Genomic DNA, 21,150 nt, shown 5'->3' with positions numbered 1-21,150 from the left:
GGCCGCTCAAGCTTCCGCCCGGCGGACCGCTTCGAAAAACGCTTCCATGAGCGTCAGATCCTTTATCCCCGGCGCGCTCTCGACTCCGGAGGATGTATCGATGGCGCGGGCGCCGGTCCGCGCAAGTGCGTCTCCGATGTTGCTCGCGTTCAATCCACCGGAAAGCATGTAATCGACGCTTCCGTCAAGCGCGTCGAGAAGCCGCCAGTCGAAAGAAATCCCGTTGCCGCCCGGCAGATCGGAACCAGCCGGAGGCTTCGCATCCAGGAGAAAGCGGTCGACGATGTCCACATAGGGATCGATCCGCTCCAGATCGGAGGCCTCACGGACGGCAAGCGCCTTCATCACCGGAAGACCGTAAAGCGCCTTGATGGCAAGGACCCGCTCCGGGGTCTCCGAGCCGTGAAGCTGGAGGACGTCGGGGGCGAGCGCCGAGACGATCTCGTCGAGACCGTCATTGTCCGCATCGACCGTGACCGCAACGATCTTCGCGCGCCCGCGGGCGCGCGCGGCAAGGCGGCCGGCATCGTCCGGTTCGATGTTGCGGGGGCTCTTGGGAAAGAAGATGAAGCCCACGTGGGAAGCGCCGAGCGCGACGGCACGTTCCACGGCTTCGACCGTCTTCAAACCACAGATCTTCACTTCCGTTTTCATGGAAAGCGACCTTGCATGAAATGCCGCCCGAGTCGAGCAAAACCGTTGCGCGCCAGCGGCCAATCTTAGGAAGAGGGGGTGGCGGGCATCCGGTGTTTTTCGGGCGAACCAAGCCCGCGCCCTCCTCCGCCCTTCCTGCACCTTTTCGCCGCAAGCGGAGCGACGGGACAAACCGCATGCCTCCCAATTTCCCTCTCCCCGCCTGCGGGGTGAGGGGCCCTTCGGCCACGCTCGATCTACCCGAAATCGATCGCGTGCAGCATCGTACCGTTGCGCTTGAGCCAGTGCCTGGCGTCCTTCGTTTCCGGGCACAGGCTCTCGCATAGCGCCCAGAAACGCGGTCCATGGTTCATTTCCTGCAGATGGGCGACCTCGTGTGCCGCGAGATAGGCGATCACCTTCGGCGGCGCCATGGCGATCCGCCAGGAAAAGCTCAAATCGCCCTCGGCGGAGCAGGAGCCCCAGCGGCTGCGGGTGTCCTTCAGGCTGAGGGAGCGTGCCCTGCTTCCCGTCCTGCCGGCATAGACGGCGACCAGGCGTTCGAGTTCGCTGCGGGCTTCCTTCTTGAGATAGTCGGCGATGCGCCGGCGCAGATGCTCCTCGGCACCGCCCACTCTGAGAACCGCCTCCTCGCCGATCACGAGCGCTTCGGTCAAGCCGCGCAGGCGGCCCGTTCTCTCGATGCGGTGCGCGACGCCGCGAACAAGGATGGTGCCGCCGTCCTCGAGCTCGCTTTCGCCGGAAAAGCGGGCAAGCTTGGTCATCAGCCAGCCCTGGTGCCGGGTGAGGAAGGCGCTGACTTCGCGCTCCGGCAGGCCTTCCGGCACGGTGAGCTTCAACGCTCGCCCTCCGGGCTCGATGCGAAGCGTCATCCGCGTCGCGCGCGCATTTTGCCGAATGGTCAGGGGAAGGACCTTGCCGGCGACCTCGATGTCACGGACGACATCAAGGGGCGGTCCACTGCCACGGCGCCGCTTGAGAGATGAAAACATGAGGCCGTTCTAGCCGATTCGCAGGGGACTTGGCAGATGGACGAGCGACATCCGGCGTTTCACATGAAACACCGGATGCCTTGCGGGATCAGCTCGATTCGAAGCCGGCTTCCGGACCGGTGCGGCCGTTCTTGCGTTCGCGCATGAAGCGGTCGAATTCCTCCTGGTCCTTGGCACGACGGAGTTCGCGTACATAGCCGTCGAATTCCTCGCGCATCTCGTCAAGCTTGCGGCGCTCCTCGTCGAGACGGGCAAGTTCCGCTGTCCGCCAGTCGTCGAAGGCGACATTGCCGGTACGATGATGTGCCCAATGTCCCCGGTGGTTCCGTTTGAAGCCGGCACACATGCGATCCACTCCTTCATTGGCGTCCTTCTTGAACGCCCTCAGCTTGTCGCCGAAGAGGATGTAGGCGAGCATTGCCAGGCCGAGCGGCCAGAACACAATGAAACCCAGCACCATCAATGCAATGGTCGCGGGCGTCCAGTCCGGACGGATCAGTGCAGATTGGTTCATCTTCAGGATTCCTCGCAGTCGGCGGGCCGCCCTTCGCGGCCCGATGAAAACGATGTGGGAAAGCCACGGCCCCGGCGCAAGACATTGCATCAAGGAATCGGACAACCCCCTGACTTTCCTCCGGCAAATCGAGCGCTCCGGTGACTTGCTCAGGCCGATTTGCCACCCTTTATGAGCTGTTTGACCGGCTCCGCATGGCGTGAATGCCGGCGCTGGAAGGCGACGATGCGCGGTGCGATCTCGCGGCGGAAGCGCGAACCGTTGAAGACGCCGTAATGGCCCACATCGGGCTGCATGTAGTGCTGCCGCATCGAATCGGGAATGCCGGTGCAGATCGTCTGCGCCGCCCTGGTTTGGCCGAGGCCGGAAATATCGTCGTTCTCGCCCTCGACGGTCAGCAGCGCCACGCGCCGGATCGCCGTCGGATCGACCCGCTTGCCGCGGTGCATCATCTCGCCCTTGGGCAGCGCATGTTGCATGAACACCACCTGCACGGTCTGCAGGTAGAACTCCGCGGTCAGATCCATCACCGCCAGATATTCGTCGTAGAAGTCACGGTGTTTTTCGGCCGCGTCGCCATCGTTCTTGACCAGATGGGCGAAGAATTCCTTGTGGGCGATCAGGTGCCGGTCGAGGTTCATCGACATGAAGCCGGAGAGCTGGAGGAAGCCCGGATAGACCATGCGCATGAAGCCGGGCTGCGGCCACGGAACCGGCATGACGACATTGTCGCGGAACCACTCGATCGGCCGTTCCTTCGCAAGCTCGTTGACCGCGGTCGGGTTGATGCGCGTGTCGATCGGCCCGCCCATCAGCGTCATCGTCGACGGTGCGAGGGGATCCTCCGCCGCCTCCATCAGCGCAACGGCCGCCAGAACCGGAACGGCCGGTTGACAGACCCCGATCACATGCGCATCCGGCCCGAGGAAATGCAGCATCTGGATGACGTAGTCGATATAGTCGTCGAGATCGAAGGTTCCCTCGCTCAAGGGAACCATGCGGGCGTCGATCCAGTCGGTGATGTAGACGTCGGAATGGGGCAGCAGTGCTTCCACCGTTCCGCGCAACAGCGTGGCGTAGTGGCCGGACATCGGCGCAACGATCAGGACTTTCGGATCCGGAGTGCGGTCCCTCGGCAGGCTGCGTTCGAAATGGATGAGATTGCAGAACGGCTCCCGCCAGACGATCCTTTCGCGGACCGGCACGGGCTGCCCGTCGATCTCGGTTTCCGCAAGGCCGAATTCCGGCTTGCCGTAGCGGCGGGTGGCACGCTCGAAAACTTCCAGTCCTGCGGCCGCGGCGCGTCCGAAATAGGTATGTGAAACCGGATTCATCGGATTGCTGAAGGCCAGCCGCATGGCGTCTGCCGCCGTGCGCCACGGAGCCATCATCGCATGGTTCATCTCATAAAGCTGGTAGAACATGGGCGCGTATCCCTTGTCTCAAATCAACGAAAACGCCGCTCCCAGTCCGACGCCGGAGCGCCTCCTCAGGAAACGGTTGCATCGGTTTCCGTCGGAAGCGTAGTCACGAAGAGTAAGATCGTTTCACCGGGACGGCGAACGATCTAGCTTGCGGTTGTTCGTCTCTGGTGTCCGCAATCGCTGCTACACTAGCATTTTTCTTGTGCAGCGCAACAAACCCGCCCCTCACTTTTTGGGGAAGGACGTGCGCGCGGAACGAGGCCTCTCACCCGTCGCTCACAGCCACAACTGCCTTGACGAGCCCTGACTTGTCGTGAGCCCAGCGGGGAAGATCGCGGACGAGGTCCTCGAGCGTCGTGCGGTGGGTGACGAGCGCCTCGATCGGAACCAGCCCCGCCGCAAGCGACCGAATCACGTGATCGAAGTCCTCGCGGGTAGCGTTGCGGCTGGCGACGAGGGACATTTCCCGCTTGTGGAATTCGGGATCCGAGAAACGGATCTCCTCCTTGACCACGCTGACGAAGACGAGCGTGCCGCCGTGGGCGACATGGCCAAACGCCCCTTCCATGGACCGGGCATTGCCGGTGGCGTCGAAGACGACGTCGAAGCCCTCCCCGCCCGTCGCCTGCGCGAGCGCCGCATCGTCGCCCGCCAGGATGCCGGGCGAAAAGCCGAGCTTGTCCGTGGCGAAGGCCAGGCGCTCCTCGCTCGTGTCGAACAGCCGTACGTCGTGGCCGGCAATGCGGGAAAAGACGGCCGTCCCCAGGCCGATCGGTCCGGCACCTATCACCAGCGAACGGTCGCCTCGGCCAGCCGCCGAGCGCCGGACGGCATGGGCGCCGATCGCAAGGAACTCGACCGCCGCGGCGGCTTCCGGCGAAAGGCCTTCGGCCGAATAGAGGTTCTGTTCGGGCATGACGATTTCTTCGCAGAAGGCGCCGTCGGTGTGAACGCCGAGGACGCGGATCGCCGTGCAGCAGTTCGGCTTGCCTTTGCGGCAGGCGATGCACTCCCCGCAGGAGAGATAGGGGTTAACGACGACGAGCGTCCCCGGCGCGAGCCGGGTGCCGGGGCCCCCTTCGATCACCCTCGCAGAGATCTCGTGGCCCATCACGCGCGGATATTCGAGAAAAGGATGCTTGCCCTCGAAGATATGATAATCGGTACCGCAGATCCCGACGCGGCTGACGGCAAGGCGCACCGAGCCGGTTGGCGGTGCCTCGGGCCCGCTGCGGGCGATGAGCGCGAGGCGGCCGGGCTCTGAACAGACGACGGCTTTCATGCGGCGCTCCGAAGCTTGCTGGGGACCGGTTGCGGGCAGGCGGCCATCACCGCGTCCCCCGCCGCCGCAACTGGTCGAAATAGACGATCACGATGATCAGCAGCCCGGTGATGATGCGCTGCCAGAAGGAATTGACGTTCAGGAGATTGGCACCGTTGTTGATCGTGGCAAGGATGAAGGCGCCGAGCAGGGGACCGTGAACCGAGCCGACCGCGCCGAAAAGGCTCGTGCCGCCGATGACCGACGAAGCGATCGCCTGCAGCTCCCAGCCTTCGGCCTGCGTGGCGTTGCCGATGCCGATGCGCGAGGCGAGCAGAAGCCCGACAAAGGCGGCGCAGGTCGATGACAGGATATAGGCCAGATAGATCGTTCGGTTTACGTTGACGCCGGAAAGGCGCGCCGCCTCGCGGTTGGAGCCGACGGCGAAGAGATAGCGGCCGAAGCGGCTCAGATGCAGGAAGACGTAAGCCGGAATTGCAACGACGATCACCATCCAGAACAGACTGGGAATTCCGAGGAAGTCGGCGCGTGAGAAAGTGGTGAAGGCATCGTTGGTGATCGAGATGGTCGAGCCGTTTGTTATCAGGAGACCGATGCCGCGAAGCGAGGTCAGCGTCGCAAGCGTGATGATGAAGGGCGGCAGCCCCATGCGGACGATGCCGAAGGCATGGAAGGCGCCGATCAGCACGCCGATCGCCAGCGTCGCGATGATCGCGAGCCAGAGCGGAACCCCCGCCGCGAGCAGCCAGGCGACGATGACGCTGGTGAAACCGACGACGGCTCCGACCGAAAGGTCGATGCCGGCCGTGATGATGACGAAGGTCTGGCCTACGGCGAGAATCGCGGTCATCGCCCCCTGACGCAGGAGGTTGCTGATGTTGTTCGGCGTCCAGAAGGCATTGGTCGCCAGGCCCAGGAGCAGCCAGAGGACGACCAGCAATCCCACGAGCGTAAGACCGAACAGGATGCTGACGCCTTTCTTCGGCGTCGGTCCCGCGCTTTCAACCGTTTCCACACTCATCGCTTCCTCCCTGCGTCCTTCCTCATCCGGCTCTCAGGCATTGATCGCCTGCGCCAGCACTTCCTCATGGCTTGCGGCCCGGTAGTCGTGGCTTGCCACAAGCCGTCCCTGCCGGAACACATGCAGGCGATCTGCCAGTTCATAGACCTCCGGCAGGTAGGAGGAGATCAGGATGATCCCTGCCCCGTTCTCCAGAAGCCGCGCAAACAGCCGATAGATTTCCGCCTTGGTGCCGACATCGACGCCCACGGTCGGCTCGTCGAAGATGAAGAGCTTCGCGCCGTGGCTCAGCCATCTGCCGATCACGATCTTCTGCTGGTTGCCGCCGGACATGGCGGAGGCAAGCACGCGCCGCGACGGCGTCTTGATCTTCAGATCCCGGATCTGACGTTCGGCATTGGAGGCCTCCTGCGCGCGGTTGATCGTCAAGCCGCGCGTCAGCCTTTTGAAAACAGGCAGGTTGATGTTGAGACCGATCGGCAGGTTGAGGCACAGGCCCTGATCGCGGCGGCTCTCCGGCGCAAGCGCGATCCCCAGGTCCATGGCCTTGCGCTCATTGGCTATCTCGACCTTTCGGCCCTGCCAGAATATCTCTCCTTCGCTCACCGTGTTGCGCCCGTAAAGTCCGAGCGCGAATTCGCTGCGGCCGGCACCGATCAGACCGTAGAGCCCGACGATCTCACCCGCCCTGACCGAGAGCGATATGTCGCGGAAACCGGGACCGGAAAGCCCGCGCGTCTCGACGATCATCTCGCCCGGCTTGAAACGTTCCTTGTGGTAGATCTGTTCGATCGTGCGGTTGATCATCAGAGCGATAAGCTCGGCCTCGTTCGTCTCGGAAATCGCGCGCGTGCCGACATGCGTGCCGTCGCGAAGCACCGAGACGCGGTCCGCGAGCTCGAACACTTCTTCCAGCCTGTGGCTGATATAGACGATCGTGACGCCCTCGCCCTGCAGCCGGCGGATCAGGCGGAAAAGCTGTGCCGATTCCTGTCGCGTGAGATAGGCCGTGGGCTCGTCGAAGATGAGGAACTGCGTGCCACGCATGGCCGCCCGAGCGGTGGCGACCAGCTGCTGCTGGCCGATCGTCAGGCTGCCGAGTTCGGCATTGGCGGGCAGGTTGAAGCCGAGATCGTCAAGCACGCCCTGGGCCGCGCCGGTCATCGCGCGTTTGCGCATCAGCCCGCGCCGGTTCATCTCGTCGCCCAGGAACATGTTCGCCGCGACGCTCAGATGCGGGCAAAGCACCACCTCCTGGTGAACCGCGTTGATGCCGCGCGCGATCGCTTCGTTGGGCGTGGCCAGGTCGACTGTCTCGCCGCACCAGCGGATTTCTCCGGCGCTGCGGGCGATGACCCCGGTCAGGAGCTTGATCAGCGTCGATTTGCCGGCACCGTTCTCGCCGACGATCGCGTGGATTTCGCCGGATAGAAAGGTCATGGTCGCGGGCTTCAAAGCCTCGACCGCGCCGTAGTTTTTCTGCAGGCCGCGGAGTTCCAGGATGGGCTCGCCCTTTGGAACCGGATGGGCGCCCGCCGCCCTCACCTGTTCGTCATGACGATGGCTGACCTCTTGAAGCCCTATCATGGCATTGTCCTCCACTTCCGGGATCGCAGCGGCCGATTCCCTTCGGCCGTTGCACTGTTCTCCTGAAGGCGATGCGCAGCGCCGGTCCTACGGCGCCGCGCAATCGCGCTCGTCAGTTGACCTTCGGATTCAAAAGCGCGTCGATCTTCGGCTCGCTCATATTGGCCTTGGTGACCAGATTCGCGCCGGTATCGACATTGGCTTCGACCTTCTCGCCCTTGGAGACCGCAAGAGCCGTCTTCACGCCGTCATAGCCCATGCGGTAGGGATCCTGGACGACGAGGCCCGCCAGCACGCCTTCCTTGAGGAAGCCCACGGTCTTGTCGTCGCTGTCGAAGCCGATCACCTTGATCTTGTCGCCGAGCTTGTTCTCGGCGATCGCCTGGCCGACGCCCTGCGCCATGATCAGGTTCGAGGCGAAAACGCCGACGAGGTTGGGATTGGCGGTGATCAGATCGGTCATGATGTTGAGACCGGTCGTCGCCTGACCGTCGGCATATTTGTCGGCAACCACTTTCAGGCCCGGATATTTCGTCTTGACCTGATCGAGAAAGCCTTCGCGGCGCTGGTCGAGCGAGCCGACACCCGGCAGGCTGGTGATGATCGCGATCTCGCCCTCTTCCTTGCCGGTCGCCTCCTTGATGGCGGCGGCAAGACCGTCGGCGGCTATGCGTCCGCCCTGGACGTTGTCCGTGGTCAGGAACGAGGTGAAGGCCTTCGAATCCGCCCCGGAATCGATGCCGATCACCGGAACCGATTTGGCGGCCTCGTCGACGGGCTTGCCGAGCGCCTTGAACTCCGTCGGCGCGATCACGACCGCGGCCGGCGCGCCCGCAACGGCGTTTTCCAGGATGGTGATCTGGCCGTTGATGTCGGATTCCGACTGGGCGCCGAGCTCCGGCACGTTGACACCGAGATCCTTGCCGGCGGCGCGCGCCCCCGCAAGCACGATCTGCCAGTAGAAGGAGGTGGTGTCCTTGACGATGATGGGAATGGTGACGTCCTGCGCGAAAGAGGTCGCGGGGACCATTGCGGCGACGAAAGCGGCGCCGGCCAGGGCATTGAAGGCACGGCGTGAAAGAATGCGCTTGGCTATGCTCATCGGGTTCTCCTCAGTTACACCTTGTTCCGTTATCGACCGGGTCGCCAGGTGCATGCGGCCCGGTTGCTTATGGAGAGTGGCGGCCGCCCTCGAGGGCGGCGAAGCATCAGGCCCTTACCGCCTCCGGCCCCAGCTCGGGCGCGACAAGCGTATGGGGTTCGAAGGCCGCGTAATCTTCCGGCGCGATCCCGTAGCGGGTCAGTTCCATGTTCCGTTTCAGGCTCGACGGTTTGGCGGTTCCGAGCAGCACCGAGGCGACGTTGGGATTGGCCAGCGGGAACTGCAGGGCCGGGGCGGCCAGCGGCATGGCGCGCTGCCCGGCGATGGCTTCCATCGCCGCGACCTTGGCGCGCACCTCGTCGGTCGCCGGCATGTAATCGAAACGCGCTCCCTCGACAGGTCCGGTCGCGAGAATGCCGGAATTGAACACGCCGCCGACGACCAGCGAGGTGTGTTTCTTCGCGCAGAGCGGCAGGAGCTCGGCAACCGCGGAGCGGTCCAGGAGCGTATAGCGGCCGGCAAGCAGGATGCAATCGATGTCGGCCTGGCGCATGACGTCGAGGCAGACTGGCACCTCGTTTACGCCGAGACCGTAGGCGGAAATGACGCCGCTCGATTTCAGCTCCTCGAGTGCTTTCAGGCCGGAATCCAGAAGCTGCCGCAGGTAGACGGCGTTTTTCGCCGCGCCATGCGTGTAGCCGCCAATGTCGTGGACATAAAGTATATCGATGCGGTTGAGACCGAGACGGGCATAACTCATCTCGACCGACCGCATGATCGCGTCGTAGCCGTAGTCATAGGTGACGTCGAAGTTCAGCGGCTTGACGTAGGAAAAGTCAGGAACCTGGTTCTCGGGCACCGGGTGAAGCAGGCGACCGACCTTCGTCGACAGCACGAAGCTGTCGCGCGGCTTGTCGCGCAGGAAGTCGCCGACCCGCCGCTCGGCAAGGCCAAGCCCATAGAACGGCGCCGTATCGAAATAGCGGATACCCGCTTCCCAGGCGGCGTCGAGCGTCGCCATCGCCGCTTCACGGGTGCATTCCCGATAGAGACCGCCCAGTCCCGCTGTGCCGAAACTGTACTCCGTCACCGCAAGCGCGGTCCGGCCTATCCTTCTCGTCTGCATTCCTTGTTTTCCTCCCCCAAGGATTGCGCCCTTACATGCGTCTCGCTTCGCCCCTCAGCCTTAAAGCGTCGCCCCCAGATGCCAGGGCACGAATTCGTTGTCGCCGTAGCCGAAAAGCTCGCTCTTGGTCTTGCGGCCCGAGGCGGTCTCGATGATGAGCTCGAAAATCCCCCGGCCGAGATCGGCGATCGTCGCTTCACCCGAGGCGATGACGCCGCAGTCGATGTCCATGTCCTCTTCCATGGCCCGATAGAGCGCCGTGTTGCTGGTGAGCTTGATCGACGGCGCCGGCCGACAGCCGAAACAGCTGCCGCGGCCGGTCGTGAACGCGATCACGTTGGCGCCGCCGGCGACCTGGCCGGTGGCCGAAACCGGATCGTAGCCGGGCGTGTCCATGAAGACCAGTCCGGGCTCCGTCACGCGCTCGGCGTAATTGTAGACGGCCGTCAACGGCGAGCGGCCGCCCTTGGCGACGGCGCCCAGCGATTTCTCGAGAATCGTCGTCAAGCCGCCCCTCTTGTTACCCGGCGAAGGATTATTGTCGAGCGACGCGCCATGCATCGCCACATAGTCCTCCCACCAGGCGATCAAGCCATCGAGCTTGACCGCGACCGTCTCGTTTACCGCACGGCTGCGCAGCAGATGCTCGGCTCCGTAAATCTCGGAGGTCTCGGAAAGGATCGCCGTGCCGCCGGCGGCGGCGAGTATGTCGACCGCCGCACCGAGCGCCGGATTGGCGGTGATGCCGGAAAGCCCGTCCGAACCGCCGCATTGCAGCCCCACGATGATCTCGCTGACCGGGATCGGCACGCGCCTGGCGGCCGCGACTTCCTTGGCGATCTCGTCGAGAATGCCGAGCGCGCGCTCGACGGAACGGCGCGAGCCGCCGGCCTCCTGGATGTTGAAATGCCGCTTCTCGGCCCCGGCCCCGCTCTGGCCGTAGAGCGTCAGCTGATTGACCTCGCAGCCGAGCCCGACCATCAGCACGCCGCCGAAATTCGCGTGACGCGCATAGCCGGCGAGCGTCCGGTGCAGGTTCTTCATGCCGTCGCCCGTAGACGACATGCCGCATCCCTGGTCGTGGACGATCGGCACGAAACCGTCGATGCCTTCATATTTCGGCAGAATGCGCCTGTTCGCCTCGTCGGCGATCGCGCGACAGACCGTGGTGGAACAGTTCACGCTGGCGACGATGCCGATATAGTTGCGCGTTGCGGCCCGGCCGTCCGCCCGTCGATAGCCGAGGAACGTGCGCGCTTTGTCCGCCTCGCTGGCAGCCTCCGGCGGAACGGCGGCACCAATGGCGAGCCGACCCTGATCGAAGGCAAGGTTATGCGAATGAACGTGTTCGCCGGGCGCAATGGGAGACGTGGCGCGGCCGATCGCCTGGCCGTATTTGACCACCGACTCACCGACGTCGATCCTGCGGATCGCGGCCTTGTGGCCCGGCTCGATGCGCGCGACCGCCGACACGCCGCCGGCCAGCCGGTCGCCCGGCGCAATCGCAGCGGTGGCGACGACGACGTTATCGTCCGGCGAAAGAAGGATCGAAGACGGTGCGGGCAAATCAAGCTCCTCCCGAACGGTTCCCCACATGTGAAAACACTGGTTCTGTCTTTTATCTACAATAGACAGATGTTCGTCAATGGCTATTATGGGCCCATTGCGGCCGTCGCGGAACGGGAGCCTCGACGTGCCGACACGAGAAACCCGAACCGGGCCGGATCCTCGCCATGGCGAAGCAGAACACCGTTTTCAAGGATGCCTTCAACCGCTGCCTGGAGCTGTTCGCGGAGACTTCCACGCTTCCCTCCGAACCGGAGCTCGGGCAGGCGCTCGGCGTCAGCCGCACGACCGTGCGCGCCATCCTGACGCGCTGCGAGGAACTGAGCCTCATCGCCTGGGACAAGCGCAGCAAGACGGTGTTGAGACGACCTGAGCCCTCGGACTACTTCCCGACCGCGGAGACTGATTCGCTTGCCGAAAGGATCGAGCGGAGCTTCATGCGCCGGATTCTCGCTGGCGGCGCCGAGCCCGGCATGCAGATCAACGAGCTCGAGCTTGCCCGCGAGATCGGTGCCGGAACGACCAGCGTGCGCGAATTCCTGATCCGCTTCAGCCGTTTCGGGCTAATCGAAAAACGGCCGAACAGCCATTGGGTCCTCAAGGGGTTCACGCGCGAGTTCGCACTCGAACTGACGGAAGTGAGGGAGATGTTCGAGCTGCGCTCGGCCGCTCGCTTCGTCTCCCTTCCCGATCAGGACCCGGCCTGGGAGGAACTGAAGAAGATCGAGGCGGTGCATCGGGAAATTCTCGCCGACATCGACAGGCGCTACAGCGAATTTTCCGAACTCGACGAGCGCCTCCACCTGCTGGTGCACAAATCGTCGAGCAACCGCTTCATCATCGACTTCTACGATGTCATCGCCATCGTCTTTCACTATCACTACCAGTGGAACAAGGCGAATGCGCGGGAGCGCAACGCCCGGGCGCTGGAGGAGCATCTCGACTATATCGCCGCGCTGCAATCGCGCGATCCCACGCTCGCCGAACAGGCCTGCCGGCGACACCTGAAATCGGCGCGGGAGACGCTGCTCCAGTCGATTCCGTAGGTCACGATGACTGGAGCATTTCCATGAAATGTGTGTGTTCGCCGCTTGATCGCCTCACCCCTGTGACGAGCACGATGAGGAGAGGAGGGATGGCAGTCCTCCGAAAACTTTCGATCAATAGCCGGATTCCGTCCGTATCGGTTCGCTCTCTCCAAGAAATTCCCGGCGCAGCCGCTCCGTTGCGCTGACGAGCAAGGTGACGTCGGTGCCGATCGCCATGAAATCGGCACCGAGCTCGCGATAGTCGCGCGCCTGGGCGGGATCGAGGGTCATGATCCCGCGTGCCTTGCCGGCTCGCTCGATCCGCGCGAAGGCCTCGATTATGGCTGTCCGCACCTCCGGATGACCCGGATTGCCGAGGTGCCCCATGTCCGCGGCAAGATCCGCCGGACCGACGAACAGACCGTCGACGCCGTCCAGCGCAGCGATGGCGTCGATCGCCTCGAGCCCTGCCCGGCTCTCGATTTGCAGCAGCAGACAGATCTCGTCGTTGGCGTTTTCGAGGTAGTCGCCGATGCGGCTGAAGTTCGTTGCCCGGCCGAGAGCGGCACCGACACCGCGCACGCCATGCGGCGGATAACGCACGGCGCGCACGAGCTGCCGCGCCTGCTCGACATTATCGACCATCGGGATCAACAGCGTCTGCACGCCGGCATCGAGGATCTGCTTGATCATGACCGCGTCGCCCACCGGCAGGCGGACGATCGGATGACTGCCTCCGCCGGCGACGGCGCGATACTGCGCCGCCAGCATGGGAATATCGTTCGGCGCATGCTCGCCATCGATCAGCAGCCAGTCATAACCGCTGCCGGCCACCACTTCCGCCGCATAGGGACTGGCGAGCGCCACCCAGAGACCGAGCTGAAAGCGGTTTTCGCGGATCGCCGCTTTGAAGGTGTTGTTCGGGGCGGGCATCGATTGCTCTCCTTCTGCGTCCGAGTGTGTCTGCCGCAATCTGCCGGCGGCGACCGAGTGCTTCCCAGCCTCTTACCGGCAAAAGAAAAAACCGGCCAGAACTTTCCGGCCGGTTCTTCGAGAGAGCGCCGCCTCAGGCGATGCCGCCGAGGCAGACATATTTGATCTCCATGAATTCCTCGATGCCGTATTTCGAGCCCTCGCGGCCGAGGCCCGAGAGTTTGACGCCACCAAAGGGTGCCTCCGCCGTGGAGATCAGGCCGGTATTGACACCGACCATGCCATATTCCAGCGCTTCCGCCACGCGGAAGACGCGGGCGAGGTCCTTGGCATAGAAATAGGAGGCAAGGCCGAATTCGGTGTCGTTCGCCTGTGCGATCACATCCGACTCGTCCTTGAAGCGGAAGAGCGGCGCCACCGGGCCGAATGTCTCTTCCCGCGCGACCGCCATCGACTGGGTCACGTCGGCCAGCACCGTCGCTTCGTAGAAGGTGCCGCCGAGCGAATGGCGACGGCCGCCCTGCACCACGCGCGCGCCTTTCGCAAGCGCATCCGCCACGTGCTCCTCGACCTTCTTCAGCGCCGGCTGGTCGATCAGCGGTCCGAGGATGACGCCGTCCTCCATCCCGTTGCCCGTCTTGAGCTTGGCGACGGCCTGGGCGAGTTTCTCCGAAAACGCCTCGTAGACGCCGTCCTGCACATAGATGCGGTTGGCGCAGACGCAGGTCTGGCCATTGTTGCGGAACTTGGCGATCAGCGCGCCTTCGACCGCCGCATCGAGATCGGCATCATCGAAAACGATGAACGGGGCGTTGCCGCCGAGTTCCAGGCCAAGCTTCTTGATCGTGGCCGCGCTCTGGCGATAGAGCTCCGCGCCGACCTCGGTCGAGCCGGTAAAGGTAAGCTTGCGGACGGTCGGGTTCGAAGTCATCTCGGCGCCGATCTCGCGCGCTGAGCCGGTGATGACGCTGAAGAGGCCTTTCGGCATGCCCGCGCGCTCGGCGAGCACGGCGATGGCGATCGCCGAAAACGGCGTCTGCGCGGCCGGCTTCAAGACCATGGCGCAACCGGCGGCAAAGGCCGGCCCGGCCTTGCGGGTGATCATCGCGTTCGGGAAGTTCCACGGCGTGATCGCGGCGACGACGCCGATCGGCTGCTTCATCACCAGAATGCGCTTGTCCTTCTGATGGCCGGGGACCAGGTCGCCATAGACACGCCGCGCCTCTTCCGCGAACCATTCGATGAAGCTCGCTCCGTAGACGATCTCGCCGGTCGCCTCCGCGAGCGGCTTGCCCTGCTCCATCGTCAGAATCCGGCCGAGATCGTCCTTGTTTTCGATCATCAGCTCGAACCAGCGGCGCAGCACCGCCGAGCGCTCCTTGGCGGTCCGCGCCGCCCATTCCTTCTGCACCCGCGCCGCGGCCTCGATCGCCGTTCTGGTCTCGGCGGCGCCGAGCTTCGGAACGCGGCCGATGATTTCGCCGGTCGCCGGATTGTTCACCTCGATCGCATTCTTGGGGTCGGCTTCGATCCAGGTATCGCCCACGAGAGCAGCCTGGCGAAACAGCGACGGGTCTTTCAGATTCATGTCGAGTCCTTCCTCAAAAAATCTACAGAACTTATACAACTTTTTTCGCCGGTTCGACAATCACATGATTGCGGTTTACGGATCCTCCGCGCCTACTGAGCTGACGCGCAGGAATGGCGATGCGTCGGACGGGTGCGTATCTGCAAGAAATAAGGATGTTCGTTCGTGACAGAAATCAACCATAGAAGAGCCGATCACCCCATCCACTCGATCTTTCTGGAGCGCTGGTCGCCGCGCGCCTTCACCGGCGAGGAGATCGGGGAAAAGGATCTGCTCGCCCTCTTCGAAGCCGCTCGCTGGGCGCCCTCGGCCAGCAATCTACAGCACTGGCGCTTCGTCTACGCCCGCCACGGCACCGAGCATTTCGCTCGCCTGCTGTCGACGCTCGACGAAGGCAATCAGCGCTGGGCGAAAAACGCCTCTGCCCTGGTGATCATCCTTTCGAAGACCCACAGGGTCACATCGACCGGCGAGCTGAGGCCGGCCTATACGCACGCCTTCGACACGGGGGCGTCCTGGTTCGCGCTCGCGCTGCAGGCGCAGCTCGCCGGATGGCATGCCCATGCGATGGCGGGGGTCGACAGGGAGAAGGCCATGCAGGTGCTCGGTGTTCCGGAGCACTACCGGGTCGAGGCAGCCGTCGCGATCGGCAGGATTGCAGATCCTTCCACCCTGCCGGACGATCTGCGGGAACGCGAAAAACCAAGCCAGCGCAAGCCCGTCAGCGAATTCGTCTTCGAAGGACGTTTCACGGGCGAATGATACGCGAGCGATCGAGCTTCCGTAAGACGAGAGCAGGGCGGAGGACCGCCCTGCTCTCGTCGGAACCATATCAAAGTGCCGCGGCTATATTTGCGCGTCAGATGTCGAGATTGGCAACGCTCAGTGCGTTTTCCTGGATGAAGTCGCGCCGCGGCTCCACTTCGTCGCCCATCAGGCGCGAGAACAGACCATCCGCATCCGTCGCATCGGTAACCTTGACCTGCAGCAGCGAACGGACGTTCGGATCGAGGGTCGTCTCCCACAATTGCTCGGCGTTCATTTCGCCCAGGCCCTTGTAGCGCTGCATGGTGAGCCCCTTGCGGCCGGCGGCGAAGATCGCGTCGAGAAGTGCGCGCGGACCGCTGATCTCCTGCGTGCCGTCGCGGCGGCGCAGCACCGGCGGAGCGCCATAGACCTCCTTCAGCCGTGCCTTGAGCTGATCGATATGGCGTGCATCCGAAGAACCGATCAGCGCCATGTCGAGCACAGCCGCTTCCTTGACGCCGCGCACCATGCGCTCGAGCTTCAGCCCGCCTTCCGCCGTCACCGTTGCCTCCCACCCGCGCTCGGTCTCCTCGGCGATGACATCCAGCCGGCGGGCCACTTCGGCGGCGATCAACTGATATTCGTCGCGCTCGCCGTTGAGTTCCACGTTGAGCGCTCCGGCGATGGCAGCCTGCTCCACGACCGAGCGATTGTAGCGGGAGTGGAGCCCATCCATCAGCGAGCGCAGTCGCAGCGCATCGTTAATGACCTCGCGGAGATCCTGGCCGACGCGCACTTCGCCCGAAGCGAGTTCGAGCGAAGCCTCCTCGAGGCCCATGTTGATCAGATAATCTTCAAGCGCCTTCTCGTCCTTGAGATACTGGACGGACTTGCCGCGGGCCACCTTGTAGAGCGGCGGCTGGGCGATATAGAGGTGGCCCCGCTCGATCAGCACCGGCATCTGCCGGAAGAAGAAGGTGAGCAGCAGCGTGCGGATGTGGGCGCCGTCGACGTCGGCGTCCGTCATGATGATGATCTTGTGATAGCGCAGCTTGTCGGCGTTGAACTCGTCACTGCCGATCGACGTGCCGAGCGCGGTGATCAGCGTGCCGATTTCCTGGCTCGACAGCATCTTGTCGAAACGCGCGCGCTCGACATTGAGGATCTTGCCGCGCAGTGGCAGGATCGCCTGGTTTTCACGCGAGCGGCCCTGCTTGGCCGAGCCGCCTGCCGAGTCGCCCTCCACCAGGAAGAGTTCGGATTTGGCCGGGTCGCGCTCGGAGCAATCGGCGAGCTTGCCGGGCAGCGACGAGATATCGAGCGCACCTTTTCGGCGCGTCAACTCGCGTGCCTTGCGCGCGGCTTCGCGCGCGGCGGCCGCTTCCACGACCTTGCCCACGAGAATCTTGGCATCCGAAGGATGTTCTTCAAGCCAGACGCTCAGGGCCTCGTTGACCAGGCTTTCGACGACCGGGCGGACTTCCGAGGACACCAGCTTGTCCTTGGTCTGCGAGGAGAATTTGGGATCGGGAACCTTCACCGAAAGCACAGCCGTCAGCCCCTCGCGGCAATCGTCGCCCGTGAGCGATACCTTTTCCTTCTTGGTGATGCCGGATGTGTCGGCATAGGAGGTGATCTGACGCGTGAGCGCGCCGCGGAAGCCGGCCATATGCGTGCCGCCGTCGCGCTGCGGAATGTTGTTGGTGAAGCACAGCACGTTCTCGTGATAGCTGTCGTTCCACCACATTGCCACTTCGACGGTGATGCCGTCCTTCTCGCCGCGGATCGACACCGGCTTCTGCACGAGCGGCTTCTTCGCCCGATCCAGATAGGCGACGAAGGCTTCGAGACCGCCGTCATACATCATTTCTTCCCGACGAATGTCGGAATGGCGCTTGTCGGTCAGCACGATACGGACGCCGGAATTCAGGAAGGCGAGCTCGCGCAGGCGATGCTCGAGCGTACCGAACTCGAACTCGATGTTCGAGAAGGTCTCTTCGCTCGGCGTGAAGGTGACCTCGGTTCCGGTCTCGCCGCCGGCGTCGCCCGTTACCTTGAGCGGCCCGTCGGCAACGCCGTGGGTGAAGCTCATTTCGTGAATCTTGCCCGACCGGCGGATCTTGAGCTTCAGCGACACGGAGAGGGCGTTGACGACCGAAACGCCGACGCCGTGCAGGCCACCGGAGACCTTGTAGGAATTCTGGTCGAATTTTCCGCCGGCATGAAGCTGCGTCATGATGACTTCCGCCGCCGAGACGCCTTCTTCCCGGTGGATGTCCGTCGGTATGCCGCGACCGTTGTCCGTCACCGTGACGGAACCGTCGGGATTGAGCGTGACCGTTACGATGTCCGCATGGCCGGCAAGCGCCTCGTCGATCGCGTTATCCACGACCTCGTAGACCATGTGGTGCAGACCTGAGCCATCGTCGGTGTCACCGATATACATGCCCGGGCGCTTGCGCACTGCATCGAGGCCTTTCAGCACCTTGATGGAATCGGCACCATATTCGGCGATTGCGCCGGCTTCGGTCTCAGAAATATCGGTCATTCGGGCTCAGATCTTTCCAGGTTTTCGGACGTCGCGATTCATTGCGAATCACAGCGCGAGATGCCTCGCGGACTATAGAAAATTTGTCCAATTGTTCCAAATCCCGACGCGAAGATCGCGGCCGGGATGGGCTTTCATCCCCTGTCCTTATCAGGAAATGTGGCTTTTTCCAAAACATCTTCCAGTGCCCGAATCGTCTCCGCCGACAGTCCGCGAATCTCCATGCTCAAACGGTTGGCGAAGGCAGTGTGACCGGGCGGAAGGCCGGACGTGTCGAGCACGACTTTCGGATCTGAAAGATGTGCTATCCGGAAGAGTTCGTCGGCCTCGTCCCAGATCACGTTGAAATAGCCGGCAACGCGCTGGAGAAAGTCGAAGCTCGGCGCTCCCCGCTTGCCGTGTTCGAGAGCCGAGAGGTAGGCGGGCGAAACCCCTATTGCAGCCGCCATCTCTTTCTGAGACACGCCCTTGCGCCGGCGAAGTTCGCGCACTGCCTCGCCGAAGGGAGTCATGATGCGCCCCCCTTCGCCCGCGCCAGCCGCACATAGAGCGCGCCTTCGCCGCCGTGATTGCGGGCTGCCGGTTCGTAGGACGATATCAAGGGCCGGAACTCGGGAAGCGAGAACCAGAGCGGCACGGCTCGCTTCAGGGCGCCGTCGCTGCCGAGCGACGTCCCCTTGCCGGTGATGACGAGGACATGCCTCAAGCCGCGGTCGCGCGCCCTCAGGAGAAACTGCAGCAGCAGTCCGTGCGCCTCGCTCTGGATCATGCCGTGCAGGTCGATCCTCGCCTCGAGCGTCAGCCTGCCCTTCGCCAGTTTGCGTTTGACCGGCCGCTCCAGCGGATGATGAGGGGGGTGTTCTGCCTTGTCGCGGCTGAGTGAAAAGCCTTTGCCGGCCTTTTCGGGCGCGCTCGAGGGAGGCGTCGCCTCCGGGCCGGGTACAGCCTTGATTTCCGCGGTCCCGCCCAGCAGCTCCTCGAGAGCGTCCAACCGCCCGGGCATGGGCCGCGCCGAACGCGCGACCTTCCCCCAGAGAATGCGGTCCTCGGTGGAAAGCTTCCTGTCCTTAGCCATGGCTGGACTGCGGGAGATATCGGACCGCGGCCGCGCGAGGCACGAAAATGAAGAAGTCTGCGTCGTTGCGCACCGAACCCGCGAGTTTCCCCGCCCGGTCGCCGGAGCCCGTGAAGATATCGCCGCGCGCCGGGCCGACGATGGCCGAACCGGTGTCCAGCGCGAGCATCAGGCGCCCGAAGGGATGTCCGCCGTCGAGATGGAGCAGGGTTTCGCTCGCGACGTAGAAAGGAACGCCGAATGTGTGGATGAGGCGGTCGACAGCAAGCGAGCGTCCCGGCTCCAGCGGCACCTTGGCAGCCGCCACGGGGCCGAGCCCCTCTTCCTCGACCGGCGCCTCGCGGAAAAAGATGAAGGACCGGTTGTGCCACAGAACCTCGTCCGCCTTGTCGGCATGGGCCGCCAGCCAGTCGCGAATGCTCGCCATCGACACGGTGGCGGCGTCGATCTCGCCGCGATCGATCAACAGCTTCCCGACGGCGGAAAAGCGATGCCCGGTTTTGGCGGCATAGGTGATGCGGCGGCGGGATCCGTCCGGATAGATCAGCCGCGCGGCGCCCTGCACATGGACGAAGAACACGTCGACCTTGTCGCGGGCATAGGCGATTTCCAGACCGCGGCCGGCGAGAAATCCTTCTTCGATCGCGCGGCGGTCCGGATATTCCTCGATCCTGCCGTCGCGACAGCGGCCGAAGGCGAAATATGGGTCCATTCCTGCCGGCCGGTTTATGTCGTCGACCTCGACGAGGTCCGAGGGACGCCGGTAGAAGGGAAATCGGAACTCCGCATCCGGCTCAGTCCGTACCTCGACCTCGGGTTCGTAGAAAGCGGTGACGAAGCCGGTCCTTTTCTCTTCCGGGCGGATTCGGAAGGGAACGAACTGCGCCTCGAAAAATCCGCGTGCGGCGGCCGCATCGGAGAAATCGCTGCCTGCCGCGTCGAAGGCGGGCAGGAGGTCGGCGACCGAAATACCGAGCGAGCCGGTCTTGTACGGCTTCACCTGCGTTACATGCCGGTGACAGCGCCGAAGCGAAGCGATCACCGGCGCCGGGTCGTCCGCAGACCAGCCGGGCAGCTCCGAATAGGAGACCGGCTCGAGATGAAAAGTCATGGCCGCCCGCTTCCCGGTCAGTTTTCCGATTCGGTGGCGATCAGCTTCCAGTTCGGGTCGCGTGAACGGATATCGCGCGCAAACGTCCACAGGTCGTTCACTTCGGCAACCGAATCGGCGTCTCCGTCGACCAGTTTGCCCTGCTTGTCGTAGGTCGCGGAAATAAGCTGGCTGATGATCCTGACCGTTATGTTTTCCTCGGCGTCCTTGATCTCCGCGTGCACGATATCGGCTTTGTCGATGCCGACGAAGGTCGACTTGACAACTTCGCCCTTGGCCTCGCGTTCCGCAATCGCGGCCTCGAAACCCTCATAGACTTCGCGGGACAGCAAACCCTTGAGAGTTTTACGATCGCCATCGGCAAAGGCCATGACGATCATCTCGTAAGCCATCTTCGCACCGTTGAGGAATTCGGTGGGATTGAAGTTGGGATCCGCGTCGGTCATCGCCCGGAGTTGGGCGTTCAGCGGAGTCCCGGCCTTGGCGACGGTCTCGATCGCGGCATAGCGCGACTCGTCTTCCGCCGTCTCGCGACGGGGAAGCTGAACGACCTTGCCGTTATCCTTGGCTTCCGGCCCTTGGGCGATATCCCGTGGAGAGTAGGGATCGAAAGGAGGCCGCTCGCTGCCGGTCCTGCGACCTAGAACGCTACGCAATTGCAGGAAGATGACCACGGCAGCGATCAGGAAAAAAAATGTGATGAAATCAAAAGAGCCCATTTCCACCCGGAACCGCTGTTAGAATTTCTCGTACTGTTCCATATAGTCCGGAAGGATAGACCATTCAAACGACGATGTCGCACCCATAAACCGGAGACCGGACAATTGCACTCACCTTCTTGCGAGCACGGGC

The 21,150-nt window shown here is 63.5% G+C and carries 19 protein-coding genes; 2 read left to right on the top strand and 17 right to left on the bottom strand.

Going from position 1 to position 21,150, the window contains the following annotated elements; translation table 11 throughout:
- Positions 1–6: 6 nt before the first annotated feature.
- The 10 genes from CN933_RS16890 to CN933_RS16845 form a co-directional block, all read right to left on the bottom strand.
- Positions 7–654 carry a phosphoribosylanthranilate isomerase gene (locus CN933_RS16890; RefSeq protein WP_018098670.1) on the bottom strand — a complete coding sequence of 216 codons (648 nt, stop codon included), beginning with the start codon at positions 652–654 and terminating at the stop codon, positions 7–9.
- A gap of 236 nt (positions 655–890) precedes the next feature.
- On the bottom strand, positions 891–1,646 hold the full coding sequence (locus CN933_RS16885) for a M48 family metallopeptidase (RefSeq protein ID WP_018098671.1): 756 nt from the start codon (positions 1,644–1,646) through the stop codon (positions 891–893).
- A gap of 88 nt (positions 1,647–1,734) precedes the next feature.
- The gene (locus CN933_RS16880) at positions 1,735–2,160 is read right to left on the bottom strand and encodes a DUF2852 domain-containing protein (protein WP_026169010.1); all 426 of its coding nucleotides are present in this window, start codon (positions 2,158–2,160) and stop codon (positions 1,735–1,737) included.
- A 149-nt stretch (positions 2,161–2,309) separates the two neighbouring features.
- Positions 2,310–3,584, bottom strand: a complete 1,275-nt coding sequence (gene phaZ / locus CN933_RS16875) for a polyhydroxyalkanoate depolymerase (protein WP_018098673.1) — start codon at positions 3,582–3,584, stop codon at positions 2,310–2,312.
- Positions 3,585–3,849: 265 nt separating this feature from the next.
- Positions 3,850–4,866 (bottom strand): zinc-binding alcohol dehydrogenase family protein, encoded by a 1,017-nt coding sequence (locus CN933_RS16870; RefSeq protein WP_018098674.1) that lies wholly within the window; start codon positions 4,864–4,866, stop codon positions 3,850–3,852.
- 46 nt (positions 4,867–4,912) lie between these two features.
- Positions 4,913–5,887 carry an ABC transporter permease gene (locus CN933_RS16865; RefSeq protein ID WP_018098675.1) on the bottom strand — a complete coding sequence of 325 codons (975 nt, stop codon included), beginning with the start codon at positions 5,885–5,887 and terminating at the stop codon, positions 4,913–4,915.
- 33 nt (positions 5,888–5,920) lie between these two features.
- The gene (locus tag CN933_RS16860; protein ID WP_018098676.1) at positions 5,921–7,474 is read right to left on the bottom strand and encodes a sugar ABC transporter ATP-binding protein; all 1,554 of its coding nucleotides are present in this window, start codon (positions 7,472–7,474) and stop codon (positions 5,921–5,923) included.
- A 112-nt stretch (positions 7,475–7,586) separates the two neighbouring features.
- Positions 7,587–8,576 carry an ABC transporter substrate-binding protein gene (locus tag CN933_RS16855; RefSeq protein ID WP_018098677.1) on the bottom strand — a complete coding sequence of 330 codons (990 nt, stop codon included), beginning with the start codon at positions 8,574–8,576 and terminating at the stop codon, positions 7,587–7,589.
- A 106-nt stretch (positions 8,577–8,682) separates the two neighbouring features.
- Complete coding sequence (locus tag CN933_RS16850; RefSeq protein ID WP_018098678.1) at positions 8,683–9,702, bottom strand: aldo/keto reductase; 1,020 nt, start codon at positions 9,700–9,702, stop codon at positions 8,683–8,685.
- 60 nt (positions 9,703–9,762) lie between these two features.
- On the bottom strand, positions 9,763–11,298 hold the full coding sequence (locus CN933_RS16845) for a UxaA family hydrolase (protein ID WP_018098679.1): 1,536 nt from the start codon (positions 11,296–11,298) through the stop codon (positions 9,763–9,765).
- A 137-nt stretch (positions 11,299–11,435) separates the two neighbouring features.
- Here CN933_RS16845 and CN933_RS16840 point away from each other — a divergent pair, with 137 nt between their 5' ends.
- Complete coding sequence (locus CN933_RS16840) at positions 11,436–12,314, top strand: GntR family transcriptional regulator (RefSeq protein ID WP_018098680.1); 879 nt, start codon at positions 11,436–11,438, stop codon at positions 12,312–12,314.
- Positions 12,315–12,428: 114 nt separating this feature from the next.
- On the opposite strand, the gene hpaI is transcribed toward CN933_RS16840, so the two are convergent.
- The gene (hpaI, locus tag CN933_RS16835; protein ID WP_018098681.1) at positions 12,429–13,229 is read right to left on the bottom strand and encodes a 4-hydroxy-2-oxoheptanedioate aldolase; all 801 of its coding nucleotides are present in this window, start codon (positions 13,227–13,229) and stop codon (positions 12,429–12,431) included.
- 133 nt (positions 13,230–13,362) lie between these two features.
- Positions 13,363–14,817, bottom strand: a complete 1,455-nt coding sequence (gabD, locus tag CN933_RS16830) for an NADP-dependent succinate-semialdehyde dehydrogenase (protein WP_018098682.1) — start codon at positions 14,815–14,817, stop codon at positions 13,363–13,365.
- Positions 14,818–14,982: 165 nt separating this feature from the next.
- On the opposite strand from gabD, the gene CN933_RS16825 reads away from it, so the two are divergent.
- On the top strand, positions 14,983–15,579 hold the full coding sequence (locus CN933_RS16825; protein WP_018098683.1) for a nitroreductase family protein: 597 nt from the start codon (positions 14,983–14,985) through the stop codon (positions 15,577–15,579).
- A 97-nt stretch (positions 15,580–15,676) separates the two neighbouring features.
- Here the strand turns inward: CN933_RS16825 and gyrB are convergent, their stop codons facing one another.
- From gyrB to CN933_RS16800, 5 genes are all read right to left on the bottom strand, one after another.
- The gene (gene gyrB / locus CN933_RS16820) at positions 15,677–18,112 is read right to left on the bottom strand and encodes a DNA topoisomerase (ATP-hydrolyzing) subunit B (RefSeq protein ID WP_018098684.1); all 2,436 of its coding nucleotides are present in this window, start codon (positions 18,110–18,112) and stop codon (positions 15,677–15,679) included.
- A gap of 134 nt (positions 18,113–18,246) precedes the next feature.
- Positions 18,247–18,624, bottom strand: coding sequence for a type II toxin-antitoxin system RelB family anti-toxin (gene relB, locus CN933_RS16815; RefSeq protein WP_003531717.1), 378 nt, complete (start codon positions 18,622–18,624; stop codon positions 18,247–18,249).
- Positions 18,621–19,187, bottom strand: a complete 567-nt coding sequence (locus CN933_RS16810) for a Smr/MutS family protein (RefSeq protein WP_018098685.1) — start codon at positions 19,185–19,187, stop codon at positions 18,621–18,623. The genes relB and CN933_RS16810 overlap by 4 nt, the downstream gene beginning before the upstream one ends.
- Positions 19,180–20,298 (bottom strand): murein transglycosylase A, encoded by a 1,119-nt coding sequence (gene mltA, locus CN933_RS16805; RefSeq protein ID WP_018098686.1) that lies wholly within the window; start codon positions 20,296–20,298, stop codon positions 19,180–19,182. The genes CN933_RS16810 and mltA overlap by 8 nt, the downstream gene beginning before the upstream one ends.
- A 17-nt stretch (positions 20,299–20,315) precedes the next feature.
- Positions 20,316–21,017 carry a Tim44/TimA family putative adaptor protein gene (locus CN933_RS16800; RefSeq protein WP_018098687.1) on the bottom strand — a complete coding sequence of 234 codons (702 nt, stop codon included), beginning with the start codon at positions 21,015–21,017 and terminating at the stop codon, positions 20,316–20,318.
- Positions 21,018–21,150: the final 133 nt, after the last annotated feature.

Origin of the sequence: Sinorhizobium sp. M4_45, from assembly GCF_002885915.1 — a bacterium.
GTDB classification, from domain to species: Bacteria; Pseudomonadota; Alphaproteobacteria; order Rhizobiales; family Rhizobiaceae; genus Sinorhizobium; species Sinorhizobium meliloti_A.
Note: the sequence above shows the minus strand (reverse complement) of the source record. Positions and strands in the feature narration are given on the sequence as shown.